General features: G+C 38.2%; 15 protein-coding genes and 1 riboswitch. Of the genes, 2 read left to right on the plus strand and 13 right to left on the minus strand.

The window, feature by feature from the left end; translation table 11 throughout:
* Positions 1 to 2: 2 nt before the first annotated feature.
* From ACW6NC_RS13470 to ACW6NC_RS13525, 12 genes are all read right to left on the minus strand, one after another.
* Positions 3 to 638, minus strand: a complete 636-nt coding sequence (locus tag ACW6NC_RS13470) for a thiamine phosphate synthase (RefSeq protein WP_457866776.1) — start codon at positions 636 to 638, stop codon at positions 3 to 5.
* Complete coding sequence (locus ACW6NC_RS13475) at positions 629 to 1,678, minus strand: AIR synthase-related protein (protein WP_457866778.1); 1,050 nt, start codon at positions 1,676 to 1,678, stop codon at positions 629 to 631. The genes ACW6NC_RS13470 and ACW6NC_RS13475 overlap by 10 nt, the downstream gene beginning before the upstream one ends.
* Positions 1,678 to 2,400 (minus strand): class I SAM-dependent methyltransferase, encoded by a 723-nt coding sequence (locus tag ACW6NC_RS13480; protein WP_457866780.1) that lies wholly within the window; start codon positions 2,398 to 2,400, stop codon positions 1,678 to 1,680. Before ACW6NC_RS13480 ends, ACW6NC_RS13475 begins: the two co-directional genes overlap by 1 nt.
* 59 nt (positions 2,401 to 2,459) lie before the next feature.
* A riboswitch (TPP riboswitch) is annotated at positions 2,460 to 2,549 on the minus strand.
* A 446-nt stretch (positions 2,550 to 2,995) separates the two neighbouring features.
* Complete coding sequence (locus ACW6NC_RS13485; RefSeq protein WP_457866782.1) at positions 2,996 to 3,661, minus strand: SAM-dependent methyltransferase; 666 nt, start codon at positions 3,659 to 3,661, stop codon at positions 2,996 to 2,998.
* Between the two features lie 136 nt (positions 3,662 to 3,797).
* Complete coding sequence (locus ACW6NC_RS13490) at positions 3,798 to 4,076, minus strand: hypothetical protein (RefSeq protein WP_457866783.1); 279 nt, start codon at positions 4,074 to 4,076, stop codon at positions 3,798 to 3,800.
* A gap of 147 nt (positions 4,077 to 4,223) precedes the next feature.
* Entirely contained in the window at positions 4,224 to 7,910 is a 3,687-nt protein-coding gene (locus ACW6NC_RS13495) for a T9SS type B sorting domain-containing protein (protein WP_457866785.1), read from the minus strand.
* Positions 7,911 to 8,287: 377 nt separating this feature from the next.
* Positions 8,288 to 8,587 carry a DUF6730 family protein gene (locus ACW6NC_RS13500; RefSeq protein ID WP_457866786.1) on the minus strand — a complete coding sequence of 100 codons (300 nt, stop codon included), beginning with the start codon at positions 8,585 to 8,587 and terminating at the stop codon, positions 8,288 to 8,290.
* 10 nt (positions 8,588 to 8,597) lie between these two features.
* Complete coding sequence (locus tag ACW6NC_RS13505) at positions 8,598 to 9,467, minus strand: relaxase/mobilization nuclease domain-containing protein (protein ID WP_457866788.1); 870 nt, start codon at positions 9,465 to 9,467, stop codon at positions 8,598 to 8,600.
* Positions 9,464 to 9,865, minus strand: coding sequence for a plasmid mobilization protein (locus tag ACW6NC_RS13510; RefSeq protein WP_457866789.1), 402 nt, complete (start codon positions 9,863 to 9,865; stop codon positions 9,464 to 9,466). Before ACW6NC_RS13510 ends, ACW6NC_RS13505 begins: the two co-directional genes overlap by 4 nt.
* 222 nt (positions 9,866 to 10,087) lie before the next feature.
* Positions 10,088 to 10,762, minus strand: coding sequence for a hypothetical protein (locus ACW6NC_RS13515; protein WP_457866791.1), 675 nt, complete (start codon positions 10,760 to 10,762; stop codon positions 10,088 to 10,090).
* Positions 10,763 to 11,039: 277 nt separating this feature from the next.
* Positions 11,040 to 12,371, minus strand: coding sequence for an SEL1-like repeat protein (locus tag ACW6NC_RS13520; protein ID WP_457866792.1), 1,332 nt, complete (start codon positions 12,369 to 12,371; stop codon positions 11,040 to 11,042).
* A 174-nt stretch (positions 12,372 to 12,545) separates the two neighbouring features.
* Positions 12,546 to 13,184, minus strand: a complete 639-nt coding sequence (locus ACW6NC_RS13525) for a hypothetical protein (RefSeq protein WP_457866794.1) — start codon at positions 13,182 to 13,184, stop codon at positions 12,546 to 12,548.
* Positions 13,185 to 13,331: 147 nt separating this feature from the next.
* Between ACW6NC_RS13525 and ACW6NC_RS13530 the strand changes: the two genes are divergently transcribed.
* Positions 13,332 to 14,150: a hypothetical protein gene (locus tag ACW6NC_RS13530; RefSeq protein ID WP_457866796.1), complete on the plus strand. Its 819-nt coding sequence runs from the start codon at positions 13,332 to 13,334 to the stop codon at positions 14,148 to 14,150.
* A gap of 275 nt (positions 14,151 to 14,425) precedes the next feature.
* On the opposite strand, the gene ACW6NC_RS13535 is transcribed toward ACW6NC_RS13530, so the two are convergent.
* Positions 14,426 to 15,091 (minus strand): DNA-binding response regulator, encoded by a 666-nt coding sequence (locus ACW6NC_RS13535; protein WP_457866798.1) that lies wholly within the window; start codon positions 15,089 to 15,091, stop codon positions 14,426 to 14,428.
* A gap of 316 nt (positions 15,092 to 15,407) precedes the next feature.
* On the opposite strand from ACW6NC_RS13535, the gene ACW6NC_RS13540 reads away from it, so the two are divergent.
* Positions 15,408 to 15,770 (plus strand): nuclear transport factor 2 family protein, encoded by a 363-nt coding sequence (locus tag ACW6NC_RS13540; protein ID WP_457866799.1) that lies wholly within the window; start codon positions 15,408 to 15,410, stop codon positions 15,768 to 15,770.
* Positions 15,771 to 15,961 lie beyond the last annotated feature (191 nt).

Below are 15,961 nucleotides of genomic sequence, written 5' to 3' on the forward strand. Positions count from 1 at the left end.
GTCTAAAGGTTTAATTTTTTCATATAATTCTGTACGGCTTCACCAGGGTTATCAGCATTCATTATTCCTGAAACCACAGCTATTCCCTCATACTTGAGGTCGTTTAATTTTTCCATATTCTCCGGATTTATCCCTCCTGCAAGGAATATTGGTAAAGAACTCCTTTCTTTTGCTTCTCTAATTGTTTCGAAATCCACCAGTTCACAACTATTGCTGGTCGTTGAAGGAAAAATGGAGCAAAAGGAAATATAGTCGAACTGGTGCTTTTCTGCCCAATCCAAACATTTTAAATCGTTATTACAGGTTAAACCACATAAGAATTCCTTTCTCAACATTCCCCTAATCCTATTTATATCCTGAGGAATTTCATCAAAATGAACTCCGTCAAGGGGGGCATCAGCAAGTAATTCCCAGCGATTATTTATAAACACCGGCACTTCACTGGCATGAGAGAGCTCACAGATTTTATTTGCCAGCATTAGAACTTCCTTTTCAGTATTGAAATTATCCCAGATCTGTACAGCCAAAATTTTCTCCTGCAATGCCTGTTGGAGCCTTTTTAAAAGAATTTTTTCTTCCATAGAAGGATCCACAACCAGGTAGATTCCTCTTCTTCGCAAACGATCTGTTATTTCCATCCTGAATTCAAGGCTTTAAAAAATGCTGACCAATAAGGGTCTGTCTCATGATATTTCATTTCTGAGATCTCACCATTGCTGACTAGGTTTATGCCGTGGTCTAATTCTGTAAACTCACCTACTTTTGAACAGGGGATATTCTCTTTCCCTAAATTATCAATGATTTTGTTTTCACTTCCGGCCTTGCAGGAAATGATCATTGACCCGGCTCCAATACAAAATCTTGGGTCCAGAGAGAAAATTTCACAAACTTCCTTCTGAGGAACACCTATAGGAAGTTTTTCGTTTACCACTCTTGCCCCATTGTTAGAGGCCACGGCCATCTCATAAATGGCACCAAGTACTCCACCTTCAGTAACATCATGCATAGCGGTAATATCAGTCGAATTTTTGTCCATGACTGTGAGAGCTTCTTTTAAAGAGCTTGTATTATAAAAACTCTCACAGGTCTGATGGTAAATTTCCATACCTGCCTTATCTTTTACTGTCTGAGGAAAGCTCATCGCCAGAATAGCTGCCGATGAGATTGCACAGGATTTTGTGACCAGAATAGCGTCTCCCTGATTTGCGTATTTTGAGATTCTGATCCTGTCTTTAGGAGCAATGGTTGTAAAGGTTCCTCCACCGGCAATGGTTGAATTTTGGCCTTCGATGAAACCTGTATGCCCACCAGTAATAGCAGTACCTATTTCCTCACAAAATGTGTGAATATGGTCCCAGTATGTTTTGAAGTCTTTTTTGGAGAAATGGGCAGGAAGATTCAGTACAAATTGGCCGTACATGGGAGCAAAGCCAGTGGTCGCCATATCATTAGCCATTAACTGTACTGAAAGCCAGGCCGATTCTTTCAGACCCAGTCCTGGAATCAGAGATAAAGGGTCACTGGTCATTGCCATGGCCATTTCTCCGGGAAGGTCAATTAAAGACACATCTATTCCGAAGGCTGGACCAACACATACTTCAGGCCGTCTATAGCCGGATTTATTCCCTACAAAGTTATCAATTAAATTACGGTCAATTTTTCCTAGCGATTCACTCATCAGTCAACATCATTAAACTGGATATACAATCCGAAGAAATCACCAACCGGGACATTCCATTGTTGCACCGGAAACCATTTCGGAAGCCCCGTGCATTTCCATCTAATCGTGTAATTTCTTCCTTTCAGCGCTTCATGAATGATTGCTATTAGTTTTTCAGGAGTATAAAAGGTTGCAGTTAGATAAAACGGATTTTTCCCGAAAATCTCCTGTACCCTTCTGCGCACTACTTTAGGGGAATTCCGGTTCATCATTCCCATAGCAATTCCATATCTACCGACCCTGGCGGCTTCCCGTATTACTTTTACAGGGTCTTTATAATATTCAAAAGTAGTGATAAAGGCTAGGGAGTCGAAAGTGTCATCCTTAAATGGCATAAAGTGTGAATCGGCCATGACTAGATCACCATCAAAAAGATGTATAGCCTGGGAAAGCATCAGCGGAGAAATATCACCTCCGGTAGCTTCAATACCTATCTCCTGCCACCAACGGGTAAATCTGGTGGTTCCACAACCAAATTCGAGAAGCGTTTCAACTCTAGGATCTCCAGAGACAAGGTCTTCCATGACTCTTTTCTGCCAGATCTCAGCACGCTTATAACGCCCCTCATACCACTGTTCATAGGTGTCAGTATGTTCGCGATTAAAAAACCATTCCGGCCGGTTTTGCCAATTTTGCTGACTTTGAGGAATTAGGCCTTTCTGTGACTTCTCTATTTTCATATCATTGTTTTAAACAAACTTATTTCTTTGGAAAGGCCAACAGAAATTAAGCAGAAAATAGACATCTAAGCCGGCATCCCTACGTTGGCATTATCCAAATCAGGTATCGGGTATGTTCTCAGCCATAAATGGCACCCCGTGCATTGTGTTTTACAAAATTAGCTAAATTTCAACTGATAACTAAAATATTTACATTTCTTTTTTCCTAGCCTCGAAAGCTAATTTTGGCAACTACCAAAGCGCCTTTTTTTTAAAAAAAAGTAGGTCAACTTTTATCCAGTCCAATAGAAATACCGGGAAACTTGGCCAAGTTTATGGGTCTGGGTCAATAGAAATTTAGATGAATAACCTAGGGCAAATACTTTAATAACCAATTAATTACCCGTAAAGAGTGAGTCTGTAATCTCTCCTTCAGAAAATGGCTGCCGGAAATTTTTATTTACGTGCTGCTGGTGGGCTAGCCTTAGTCAGGAAGCAGTAGAAAATTATGATCAAATTATGGAGATCTGGGAAGAGGCGCTGTAGGAAGAAAACCATTAGGTTTTGAAATACGCTTTGTTAAGAAATATAGGTTTCCTTTAAACTACCCCCAGTATTATCTAAGCTTAAACAAGGTAGTTACTAAAACTCCTTTAAAACCGGGAGATTGCACAGATAGTAAGTGTTTTTCTTCCTTTATTTTAAAATTAAACGGGGATGCAGAAAGGATCACACCGCTTTGTTTTTTTAGCCTGATTCCTTGTCCCGAGATAATATCCTTATTAGGTTCAAAATTGCCTTCCGGTAAGTGCTCGGTTAGAATAACATATTTAAAATCATACAATTTCTCTACCACACACTTAATTTCCGCATTCGATAAATGTTGTAAAACCTGCCTTAAAATAGCACAATCTCCAGAAGGCAGCACATCTGTTGCAATATCTAAAGCATGAAATTCTAAATTATCTGCCTTGAATTCTTTTTTATTACGCATTATAAGACCAGGAACTATGTCTATAGCATTATATTTTTTGGCGTATTTAACCAGGTCCTTACCGATATTGAAATCTCCGCAACCCAGGTCACAAACTACCGGAGGAGTTTCAAAATTTTTTAAAAAATCGGACAAAACAGCTATATATGGATTTACTGTCTCGGAATGATGTGAGCCTAAACCAGAGTAGAACTGAGATTTGTTACCACCCCACAAGTTATTTTCATAGATCTGGGTCATGGCATCTTTGGTTGGCCAGGGCTTTTTTATTTTTTTAATTTTTGTCATTAAAAAGCTGAAAAATATTCTTTCTACTAAAGTAAAGTATGGAAGTCAAAGTAAGACAAATACCTAAAGTTTCAAACCTGAACAAGGCTATAATAGTTCACATCATTAAAAATAGAGATCCAAAAACAACGAATTACTAATCCCTCATTTCTATAATCATGAATTCCGGTTCTCTCCATTCCGAAAAGGAACCATCGATTTTCTTTTTTCGGAATATGCAGCGATCCCCGTCAAAGCTATATTCATACAGCACTTTACCTTTGCTTTTTAAAACTCCCTCCTGCGGGGTTTGTTTAATTCTTATGGTCCAGTTTTGACGGGTCCCGGCCTGGTTGAAGAGCAGATACTCCGGGTATATTCCGGTTCTTTCAAATTCGCGCATGCCGCCCTGGATGTGTGTGATTTCTAAACTCATTTAATGAATGATTTAAAGGCTTTCAACACTATGTCTATGATAATATTTAAATTTCTCATACAACTTTTCTTAGGTGGAAGAGGACAAAAATTAATCCCTTCAATATTAGTTCCCTGCTTTGGTAAGAGAACGATTCAAAATATGTTTTCAGGATGACCTGATAAGCGAAAAATGACTTCGATAAACCTTCCCATCTTTTAGTTCCAGGCTAAACCAGTAATCATCAGATGGCATAGGTTTTCCGTTGAAGGTCCCATCCCAGCCATTATCGAGCGAACTCAATACCTTTAATAATTTTCCATAGCGATCATATATATAAATATCATATTGCTGACCTTCGAAACCATAAATTTTCCAGGAATCATTTATTCCATCCCCATTAGGCGTAAAAAAACTATCAAAGCCGATAAGCATGATATTTTCCTGTAAAAATCTGCAGCCATTGGTCTCTCTAACATATAGGGTATATGCTCCTCCTTTTAAATCGGTAAAGCGGTTTTTAGGACTATAATTTTCCCCATCCAGTGAATATTCAAAATCACCACTTTCCAGAATGTCAATGGCTATGGAACCATTTTCGTCAAAAGATGATGTTTCAATTTCATAACTGGTGATCAATTGGCTTCCATCAAGGCTTATGCTGATTTCTGCACTTGAGGTACCACACTGGCCCTGGTTAATGGAATAGGTATAGGTTCCAGGGGAATCCGTTTTCGGATTAAAAATGCTATTGCCACTCTTGAGCCTGGGATGCCAGTCACCACCCGGCTCGGCCGTGGGTCCCAATAATTCAAATAGGTCCAGTTCGGGACTATTTTGGCACAAATCAATCGATGCAGATTCACCACTGTTTGCTGGGGAATTCACATAAACCGTGACAAAGGAGGAATAAGAGCCACAGCTTTCAGTTTCAAGCCGGTATTCATATACCCCCGGGGAGTCAACCTGGGGATTAAAAACTCCTTTTTCCCCTGATAATTCGGGAAACCATTCTCCACCCAAATCTGTCCCGGTACCAAGAAGAGGAAATAGATCCACCGAAGTATCATTTTCACAGATATCTAGTTGAGCGTCCTGACCAATATCGGGTTGCCTTTCCAAATTAATACTGATACTTGCAGAGCGTTCCCCGCATTGGGTATTTTCCAGGGTGTAGGTATAAAGTCCCGGGGCATCTTTCTGCGCATTAAAGATTCCGTTTCCTTCCGAGAGTTCCGGAGTCCATTTTCCGCCCTTTTCCGGATTTCCTTCCATCAGTTGAAGAAGGTTATGGTCTCCAGAATCATTGCAGAGGTCAACTTGAGTATCCACACCCGGGTTTGGGGAATCGATTACCGCAATGCTGAATACGGCCTGGTCCTCACCACAACCATTAATGGCAACCGTATAGGTGTAATCTCCAGCTTTATCAGTTTTAGGATCAAAAAAAGCCTCCCTGGAAAGCTCTGGAGACCAGGTGCCTTTTGAATAGACATCATTACCTAAATAATCTGATAAGTCTACTGGATCATCCGCCTCACATAGGCTTATAACCATATCATTACCTGCATTTAAATCCTCCTCTATTAGATTAATTTGAACCTTTGCCGATGAGGAAGAGCAGCTTGGAGCACTTACCGTATAGGTATAGGTAGTTGCTGAGTCAACCTGAGGATCAAAATATCCATTGTTTCCGGAAAGAGCAGGAGTCCAGCTACCACCGGGTGAAGGACTGCCTGTTAAGGCTTCAAAAAGGTTTACTGGTTCTGCATCTCTGCAAATGGTCAATTCTCCGTCTTCTCCTGCTGTTGGAGAATCTTTAAAACTTACCGTAACCATTGCTTTGGCTATTTGACAGTTATTATTACTAAAGGAATACTGGTAAGTCCCTTCAGCATCTACAGAAGTGTCAAAAACAGAGCCTCCGCTACTTAGGGAGGGGGTCCATTGTCCCCCTTGATCCGGCGTTCCATTCATAAGGGTTAATAGGTCTACCTGTCCTTGATCAGGGCAAACAGTAAGTGCTGTATCTTTTCCCGGGTTTTTTAGCGAGGTCATATTCACGATCAAAGATGCAAAGCGGGATACCACCCAATCCTGGCAATAATTGGCACTATTTCGGCTCTTCAAGCGATAAAGGTTATTGTGGAATTCCCCTGGAACATTTTTAATTTCTAAAGTAGCACTCTGGGAATTTGAATAATACTGATCATTCTTAATAGTTATCCAGGTTTCCCCATTATCCTGGCTAACCTGCCAGTTAAAAGTGTCGGCATTACCAACATTTCCTAAAAGATCTAAGCTGCCCCCGGCTTCAATCTCTGAAAATTTCGGATGGTTATATATTACCGGTGAATCTGAGATTTGTTGAAAATGAGAGAGGCCTTCATCCTGATCAGAGCAATTGTCATTATCGCTGTCTGTATCCACGTGATCGGGCAGAAAATCGTCATCAGTATCTAAAAATTCATTCCCGCCATGTTCCTGGGTATCGGTCAATCCGTCGTTATCATCATCCGGATCATCAACATCTAGAATACCATCATTATCGGTATCTGCGGATGCTGCAATGGCTTCTTTGGTACTGCAGGCCACAAGACTCAAATCGATATCGGTCGGTTCCAGTAAATAACCATATTTAATAAGGTTGGATAATCCTGAACAATCCTGAAGGTTCGGCAAATCATTCAGGTCAAAGCGCGAGTAATCGTTTCCAACCTCTTTTAGATTACTAATAAAGTCAAAATCCGATATGGCCAAAGAGAAGATGCCAAAATCAAACCCCACTTTGGTGAGTTTTTTCATATCATCTATCTGATGGAGTTCCCAATTTCGCTTAATTATAAATTCGTACTGGGTTTCTTGCAGGTTACCGAAAGCGGATAAAGTTTTAAGGTTCCTATTATTCTCCACATTGATAAAAGCAGCAGTCTCTATTTTATTAAAACCAGTAAATGATTCCACATTCCTTAAACCATCGATACTCACTCCTCCAACTTTGATAAGGTTTTCAAATCCCTGGTAATTTTTTGGGAAATTTGATTGCCTCAAATACACATAGCCCGATTGCCGAAGCGATGAGAAGGCTGGCACCGATTTGGAAGGGGTGATGGAACCGCTGTTCTGGCTTAATATAAGGTATGAAACCTGTTCCAGACGCTCAAAACCTTCCAGGCGTTCCAAAGAAGAATTCACAGTGATCGAAAGGCCTCCAAAGCTCCCCAAAATCTTAACCACCGAATCAAAACCATCTATTGTCGTTAGGCTGTCGTTCCCATGAATTTGGATACCTGTTGCACAAACAAGGGACTCAAAACCCTTTATCTCTTTAAGATGGGTGTTTTCCATTATTTGGGTGGTCTCGGTAAGGGATTCCAATTTATTGAACTCCGGTATGGTGGTGAGGTACCAATTATGGCTAATGGCCAGGTGATGTAAAGAAACTATTTCATAAAATCCTGATATTTCAATTAAATCCTGATTATCGTAGATTACCAGGTTTCTGCCAATAGAGGAAATCTTCGGTACATCGAGGGCTTCGATGTTTTCATTGCCATATACGCTGAAATCGCCACCTACTGATTCTAAATTATCCAGGTGCAAGGAAGTGATCCCGGTTTGATCAATAGTTAAATCCCCGGCGATCTGTGTGATTTTTTTTAAGAAAGATAAATCGGTAACCTCATTTCCCTTAATGACTAAATTACCTGAAATTACAGTACAGGTAGAAAAATCGGCACTAAACTGGTCTACTTGTTCCTGGGTTTCCAACAGAATATCCCCCGAAGGACACTGACCCATAAAAACGGCAGGAATTAAAAAGGCAATAAGGGAATAGACTCTAAAACTGGGCATTGCTATTAAAGATAAGTTTTAGAGAAATTATCGGTGCCCATTCCCTCCCTAAGATGGTAGACCTTTTCCAGGGCTGCGTTTCCCATTTAGTTTGGATCATTTATTATTTGAGCTAAGTAAGTGAACTTCTGTTATTGCCATTAGAGGCGATTATTTTCTATCAATAGGCTTCCACCGAGTAGGGACAATGGAAGGAAAGAATGTAAATCTAAAAATTTTCTTAAAACCCTGAAAGCTTAAGCTTCTTCTTATTCAAACTTATCAAGGAAAATATTAAAATAAAGTCCAGGTGATATTCCATAAGGACCTTAAGAGTTAGGGAATGACCAAATGCAATTATGGGCAAACAAAATAAGGGAATAAAATACTCCCGGATATTAAAATAAAAGTCCGTAAAGTAAAATTCCATTTAGTATAAATGATGCTATAACCAGGGTCAAAACCCACACCGGGTAAGCCTTTGTTTTATCGAGCTTTTGGCCAAGGGTATTCATTTTATGGATGTGTCGTGCTGAAACTTCTTCGAATCTTTCCTGATGTTGTTTAAGGACCTGCTGTAATTGTCGACTATCAACTGCAAATTTTTGTTGTTGGATTTCTTGAAGTTTTTCTACGCCCTTTTCAAATTCGTTAATCTCTGAAACGAGCAATTCACTAAGCCGTTCTAATTTTGCCATAATTTTTAATTTAAATTTCTATTCCTGTATCAAGGCCTTTTGAGATCGTTGGCTTTATTATTTTCCTAGTTAATACCTTAATCATCCCAGCAGAAAGCGATACGGTTTTTCCGGCTATTTTGAGCTGGGAATTTTCCTTAAGGAAGTTGGAAATGCCACTTCCGCGGGAAAGGCTCTTCCCGATATTTCCTCCACTCATCGAAGGATGAATTTCAAAGCCTTTGAGACTGTGTTTTCCAAATTGGAATCGAAAGCCCTGAAGCTTATTGGCCTTATTGATCGAAGGGATGACCTTAACGCCATAATCCTTCATCCCTTTCATATACTCCGGATATGTTCGAGGCTGGAATTGTTTCAAAGTTAAATCGTGTCGTTTTTTGATTTCCGTTCTGACAGGTAATAATTTACGAAGCTTCTCATTCTGAACCTGTTTCACGGTGGTCATTCGTAACCTTTCCGCTACTTTCTCTGCGGCAAAATAGCTTCGCTTGGTTAAAAACCCGGCGTTATAGGCCTTGCCTTTAAAATCGATGCGGTTGACATAGAGGTGAATGTGTTTATGTGCCTTATCCTTATGTACAAAAGCAATGGCCTGGCGGTCCTTTAATTTCATCTCCTGCATAAACTCCTTACATATCCGGGCGAGATCCCTGTTTTTCAGATTTTTTCCCTCAGCAATTGTTGGACTTAGAATAAATGAAAGCGTATTTTTTACACAATATGCATTTTGTTCCTGGGTAAGCCGGAAGGCAACCGTGATCTCCTTCGGCGTATCTGCGGCAAGGTGCTGGGTAAATACTACCTGCGCACCCTTATCCCGGTTCCACCCATACTTTACAGAGGCCTGGGTATTTGAGATTGTTGTTCCTTTCCCTATCATCCGTTTATCTTTTGAAGGTGAAGCTTGATTTCATTGGCAAGTCTATTAATCTTACTGGCTAATTGTGAATCCTTTTTGTGAAACATTTCGCTGATGGATTTAAAGTTATGATGAAACTTCACCAGGGTTTTATAGATCTCGATATGATCATCGGATAATCTTTCTTTAACTTCCTTCTCATAAAGCGTCCTCCTGCAAAACTCACTTAAAGAAAGACCGCTATGCTGTGCTTTAATTTTTAACAGCTTTTTATCATATAAAGAGCATTGGAAATAAATTTTCACCCTCTTCCTATTATGCTTCTTTTTTTTAGATTGACCTCCAGGTATTTTATCTGCGGGTTTTTCTGATTTAACTTTCAGTAATTCTTTATTGGAGTTGGATAATAATCTTTCCATAGGATTTTTATATTTTTCAGAATTCTCTATAGTTTAATCTTTGGCCGGGATTAGGCATTGCCTTAAATTTCCAGTTGCGCTAATTCTTTCAGTTCCTTCATCAATTGCTTAAACTGAAAAGGAATAAGAAGCCTATTACATTTTGGAGGTAAGACAAACTTAGGAAAGCAAACATCTATAAATCAATAGCATAACGGGAATTAAAAGAGAATTATGCTATAATTATTCTTTTGATAGCATCAGCCTGATGAATTTTCGCTGATTCCGGGAATTAATTTTTTCCTGGTCGTTTTTCCAGGCGGAAAAACTGGTTTTTAAGGTGTTTTCTTTGAGGGGTTGATTGTTCATAAGAAAGGAATCTATCAGCAACTGGAAGAATTCACGTTTTCTATCGCCGGAAAAATCCTTGATTCCTCCCACAAGCAATTCGTCAAAAAGCACAAATAGGATTCGATGATTTGCAGATTCACCACTTTTGTTGCCCATTGTAAAGTTGATCTTTTCATTTACGCAGTACCCTCTGATCAGCCTCCATAAATTTTCTTCTGATGTTTTGTCAAGATTGATTAATTCAAATCTTACCTGGGGTTTTTTTAAGGAAATCATCTGGAAGTCATGACGATTGATTTCCAGATGGTTATTCGACTCATAATATATAGCCAGCCAAACCAAAAGGACAAGAAGTATAATTGAAAAAATCAGAATAAAGGGGACGTTGTCAATAAAGCCCTGCATTCCCATCACCAAAGAGAAACTTACCAGGAAAAAAATATAAAGAGCAACAATAAAAAGGATGCGCTTGGTGAAACTATCCTGAATTTTATCCTCCAGGAAATGATTTATACCGGACCTAAATTTAGCCAAGGCCTTTCCTGAATTGAGAATAAATTTATCCATAACAGCATAGTATTCAACATCTTAAATATAAAAAAAAGAAAAATAAAGATGAAATCCGCGGTAAGGGGGCTAGGGGAGAACAGATCAAAAAGTACAACTTAAAGAGGCATTAATCAAATAGCCTTATTGGGGAGCTGATCCTAATGTTTTCTAGGATAAGGATAAATCTTCTTTAATGAATTGAAGTCACTTTGTTCAACAATTTTTTTTGTTCATGATTCGTGAACAGGTTTAAAATCTGAACAAATCCGGGGTTATGGAAAAAAAAGAAATAGGATCAATAATGGGAATATATTATACTTTCAATTTTATCATAGAGGTCCCCCTCATACTGTGTGGTTATTATTTCATATTTGGATGGAAAACTGTAGGAGGAATTACTGGAGGTTCCTTTATATTCTGCGTAAGTATAATATTCATCCTTGCTTAAATTAAACACCGCACCAAAGATTTTTCCTCCAGTGTAGTATCGAGAAGATTCTTTTACTACGATGAAGTATTCGTAATTGTTTTCCTTGCTTTTTACTATACTATTAGAATTGTAGTACCAGTTCGCATCATCTGTTTTGCCTATTGAACTCCAATCATCTGAATAGGGAGAGTTGTTATTTACAAAGATTTTAAAAAAGTCCTGATTGATGTTCAGGTCATCAAAATCATTATTTTTCATTACCATCTTTGAATAATTCATGGCCTGAGTCCATTGCTGATGCTCAAGATAAATAGGTATTAAGTTTTCCATACTGGTTAACTTTACCTCCCCAGAAGAATTTTCAACGGCCAGTTCCAGAAATGCTTTTGCCTTGGTTAAGTCATTTTCTTCATAATAATATTTACCAAGATCCCTTTGAGCCTCGGCATTCTTTCCATCTACCGCAATCCTATAATAATTAAGTCCTTTACCTGTGTTGGAGGAGCGTAAATAATAGTCTCCTAAAAAATGTGCTAATTCAAAATCAACAGTATAGGTTGCCTGTGATGCAAATGTTTCTGCATTCTTCAGTAAGACTTTCCACAATTCTTCTTCGGTTGAGGTGAAACCTTCCGGGCCATTAAGGGCGAGGAGATAAAAGGAAGAAGCGTTTATATAATCCTTTTCCATATGGAAGGCACCGCCTAAAAGGGCACCAAGTTTAGGGAAATTCTTGGTTGTATTTTCACCTGTGAGCGAATTAGCCATTTCGGCTGCTTTTGATTTTTGGCGGTTTTCATAGTTATCTTCATGAGCGATACTCTTTTTAAATAACTCTGTCGCCTTTTTAGGATCTTTCTCAACACCCGCTGAACCATGGAAGTATATTTCCCCTAAAGTTTTTATTCCATCGTAATTATTCTTCTCCGCCGCCTTTTTTATGAACTCTAGACCTTTGGTTACATTTTTTTCCACCTGGTCTCCCTGATAATATGTGATTCCAATTGCAAAGCAAGCAGCACCATTGTTTTGTCGACAAAGCTTATCGAACAACCTTAGCGCTTTCTCGGTATTCCCCTGATCTAGGTAATCGACCGCTTCATTATATTCCCCGTAATCACGTTCGCTTTGAGCGAGACTGGAATGGGTAATACCTAACAAGATGATTAAAAGGGAATATTTTCTGAGGAGATCCATAATTTTATATTTAAGTGGTGCGCTTTATCTAAATTTAAGATGGTAAAATAGAAATAGGTAAAAGTAATGACAATACCTCTTTTGCGGTATTTTAAAGCTTTATTCCCAGCGTAATCATCGTGCTTTAAGAAAATCCTCTTACCCAATCAGGGAAGAAAAGTCAAATATAAACTATTAAGCACCACCTATCCACACCGTTCCCATTTTCGAAAAATAATAGGTTTGATCGTCTTCTCCCTCCTTGGTCCGGTAGGCATTCTTGATTTTTCTTCGGATCGATCGTTTATTTTGCTGATAGGCTTTGTAGGTACTATATTCGTAAGGTTCTCCAATGTCTTCAAGGGTAAGGCCCTGTTCATAGGGTGCATATTGCCAATTGAGAAGATCCATTTTATCGCGGAGCCAAGCATAATTATTCTTAAGATTAATTCGCTTTTCAAGGTTGGGCTGGTAAAAGGTGTTTTCATAAAAGCCTATAAAATCTCCTAATGCACAAACAACCTGAGACCTGGAGATATGTTCTTCATATAACCATATTTTTAAATAATAAGGCTCTTCCAGTTTTTCCAGGCTTTCCTTCCAACTTTGATAGATGTTAAGTAGCGATTCAAGGATCATTTTTCGAGTTTTCCCGTAGGGTTCAGGGGTTTCACTATTCAACATATCATAATCACAATAAGGGCTCACCCAAACCTTCAAATATTTTCTTTGGTAAAGTTTTAATTCCTCAAGATCTAGCTTTCTATTTTGCTGCTCCCATTCCTTAATCCCTTTCCAGATCTTTTTATGTCCTTTAATTTTTTTATACCTCATGTTTAATATTAGAGAAATTTGGAGCAAATTAGAAAAGCTTGCCTAACTTTAAAATACCCCTTTATAGGTATTGTCAGTATATCAAATAAAATAGAATTTATTCTTTTTCCAGTATTAATGGAATTGTCTTAAATAAAACCCAGTTAGATGATGAAAATCGCACTCCTATTAGTTCAATTACTTTTTGCGAATTCGGATAGTTTTTTTTGTTCCTGTTCAGAACCAAGTTTAATGGATAATGAAGAGTATCGACATTATGACCTCATAGTTCAAGGCCTGGTCACTTCAATAGAAGAAAATGAAAATCACCTTAAAACGATCACCCTGGAGATCAAGAAAAATTATAAAGGTGAAATAAACGGGACAAGCGTAGCGATAAGCACCCCAAAAAGGCTAAGCTATTGCGGATTAAATATCGGAACGGGCAGTGAATGGATAATTTATGCCTATAAGGAAGATGGAAGGTACCAAACCAATTCCTGCACGCGTTCGAGCGAATTACCTCCCAGGGATTTTCGAAAGCAGAGCGTAGAAGATGATTTGAAGTTTTTAATTAATCTTCAAGAGAAGAAAAATTCTGCACTGAAGTATATAAATGCCAATAGAAGTTATTTTGAAAATATTATTCCTGGAAAACATGCTTCATGGGAAGAAAATGGCTTTGTAGATTCCTTGCAGGTTGGATCTTCGATCAGTCAAAATGCTCCGGCAATTAAACTTTATACAACGGTATACTCAAGTGAGGAGGACATAGATTATGTGACCGTACAAGAGTTAAAATTTAGTGACATCCTGGATCTTCGGCACAAGGCAAACCATTTGGATTTGATTTCAAAAAGGGAGGGGGAAACTGAAAATTCTGTTAGGCTTTGTATGGACTTCAGTAATAATAGCAAGTTAGAAGAATTGATAAGCCGTTTGAAGTATGTAGTTAAAATGGATCTTCCAAAGACCAACGAGAAATAACACCAGGTCGGGTTATAGCACATAAATACAACTCCAAGGTAGATAAAACTGGAAATAGAAATTAAAGGGAAGATACCAATGGCCTAGTAGAATCCTCTCTAAACCCAAGTCTGGGTGTGAAATTTTATGAGGCCTTTTGATGATTACAAATAATTACTGGTTTATTTTAGTAACCTAAACGGAGCTTTAACTCCATTAAGTTTGAAATATGCCAGCCTTTCTTAGTAATTATTGACCCTACTCAATACCCTTTCAAAAGGACTGGCATATTATTTTTAAATTAATTGTAAGTCTTTCATTATAGAAATAAGATGAGGATTCGTATTGGCATTAAAATCCTCTCTTAAGTCTTTCAGTTTTTTTTCTATAGCGCTTTTGCTACTTGGTTTTATATGCTGACTTTTTAACTTTTGCTGAATTTCCTCCTGGGTTAAACCATCAGCCAGATATTTTACAATATTAATTTCAAAATCATTTAAGACTAGCAGGTTGTCTTGTTTCAAAACCTTTTCAATAGAAGGGGAATTATAGGTTTTTCCCTGATCAAGGCTGATAATCGACTCCTTTAATTCCTTAAGCCCGTTACGATCTTTACATACATAGGCGTCGATATTTCCGGAATCCCACAAATCCTTGACGGTTTGTGGGTGGTCTTCAATGGTATTTACGATGACTTTAAGATCAGGATAGTCGGTTTTTAAGATCGCTATTAGCTCTTTACCTGATTCGATTCGTTCTTGCCGATGGTCTTTTTTAAAAGAGAGATCACAAATTAGTAAATCGAATGGATCTTCTTCCTGCGTAGCTTTTTTGGCCATGAGCCATGCTTTGTCACAGTATTGAGCATGGGCGACCTCACCTATCTCAAGATCTTTTAAAACACCTGCTACGGCATGATTGATACTATCCATATCCTCTGCCACTAATACTTTTTTAAACATGCCAAACATTAAATGGAAATGTAGATCTTTTTCCAGTTCTTTTTCAAAAGTAAGTATTCCTTTAATAGATTAATTACGGTTTTCCATAATCTGAATATTATTTCGGAATACCAGCTTTTTTAGGAAAGAACAGACGCTGATTTAAACTATATGCCAGGCTTTGGCAGGGAGGTTATTCTTAGCTGTTCTAAATTTTTAGTAATGGATTAATTTTAATAAGGGATGTCGCAAATTCCCCTATAAGTTGTCGGATCATCCCCTTACTTTTAAAGGTAAATTCAGGTAGCTTTACTTTGAATTAAAACCTTTCTTAGTTATGATAGCAAAAGAAGTATTTATCAGGGATTTTAATGAAGCTTTTTTGAAAAACGACATGGATTTTATTTTCAACAATATGAGTGAGGATATCGAGTGGAATTTTGTAGGGGAAAAGGTCATTAAGGGTAAAGAGGCGGTGAAGGAATTCATGAAGCCAATGCGTAAAGTAGAAACCTTAGAGTTGGAGCTTCTGGAGATTATTACCCATGGACGTACTGCAGCGGCAAATGGAAGAATGAAAATCAAAGAAGCTTCTGGTAAAATAAAAAATTTTGGATTCGCAGATTTCTATGTCCTTAACGGCATGAAATCTCCAAAGGTTAAGAAATTGACATCTTATGTGGTTGCTCTTACAAAATAAAAAAAGGGCAGGGGAGGGGGTTCTTTCAAATGTTGGAAAACCCACTTCATTCCTGCCTTAGGTTAACGAAAAGATGATCAGTAGATGCTAAAAATAAAAAGAGCAGACCATTTTATGTATGTTTTACATTCTTTCAACATCAGATGTAAAAATCTGAAATGAAGTAGATTGTAAAGCCTGTATAAACAATA

Source organism: Salegentibacter profundi, assembly GCF_054121475.1.

What these genes read in the sequence shown, in the direction of transcription:
- ACW6NC_RS13470 (WP_457866776.1), bottom strand. Translation starts at nt 638, where the DNA reads ATGGAAATAACAGATCGTTTGCGAAGAAGAGGAATCTACCTGGTTGTG.
- ACW6NC_RS13475 (WP_457866778.1), bottom strand. Translation starts at nt 1,678, where the DNA reads ATGAGTGAATCGCTAGGAAAAATTGACCGTAATTTAATTGATAACTTT.
- ACW6NC_RS13480 (WP_457866780.1), bottom strand. Translation starts at nt 2,400, where the DNA reads ATGAAAATAGAGAAGTCACAGAAAGGCCTAATTCCTCAAAGTCAGCAA.
- ACW6NC_RS13485 (WP_457866782.1), bottom strand. Translation starts at nt 3,661, where the DNA reads ATGACAAAAATTAAAAAAATAAAAAAGCCCTGGCCAACCAAAGATGCC.
- ACW6NC_RS13490 (WP_457866783.1), bottom strand. Translation starts at nt 4,076, where the DNA reads ATGAGTTTAGAAATCACACACATCCAGGGCGGCATGCGCGAATTTGAA.
- ACW6NC_RS13495 (WP_457866785.1), bottom strand. Translation starts at nt 7,910, where the DNA reads ATGCCCAGTTTTAGAGTCTATTCCCTTATTGCCTTTTTAATTCCTGCC.
- ACW6NC_RS13500 (WP_457866786.1), bottom strand. Translation starts at nt 8,587, where the DNA reads ATGGCAAAATTAGAACGGCTTAGTGAATTGCTCGTTTCAGAGATTAAC.
- ACW6NC_RS13505 (WP_457866788.1), bottom strand. Translation starts at nt 9,467, where the DNA reads ATGATAGGGAAAGGAACAACAATCTCAAATACCCAGGCCTCTGTAAAG.
- ACW6NC_RS13510 (WP_457866789.1), bottom strand. Translation starts at nt 9,865, where the DNA reads ATGGAAAGATTATTATCCAACTCCAATAAAGAATTACTGAAAGTTAAA.
- ACW6NC_RS13515 (WP_457866791.1), bottom strand. Translation starts at nt 10,762, where the DNA reads ATGGATAAATTTATTCTCAATTCAGGAAAGGCCTTGGCTAAATTTAGG.
- ACW6NC_RS13520 (WP_457866792.1), bottom strand. Translation starts at nt 12,371, where the DNA reads ATGGATCTCCTCAGAAAATATTCCCTTTTAATCATCTTGTTAGGTATT.
- ACW6NC_RS13525 (WP_457866794.1), bottom strand. Translation starts at nt 13,184, where the DNA reads ATGAGGTATAAAAAAATTAAAGGACATAAAAAGATCTGGAAAGGGATT.
- ACW6NC_RS13530 (WP_457866796.1), top strand. Translation starts at nt 13,332, where the DNA reads ATGATGAAAATCGCACTCCTATTAGTTCAATTACTTTTTGCGAATTCG.
- ACW6NC_RS13535 (WP_457866798.1), bottom strand. Translation starts at nt 15,091, where the DNA reads ATGTTTAAAAAAGTATTAGTGGCAGAGGATATGGATAGTATCAATCAT.
- ACW6NC_RS13540 (WP_457866799.1), top strand. Translation starts at nt 15,408, where the DNA reads ATGATAGCAAAAGAAGTATTTATCAGGGATTTTAATGAAGCTTTTTTG.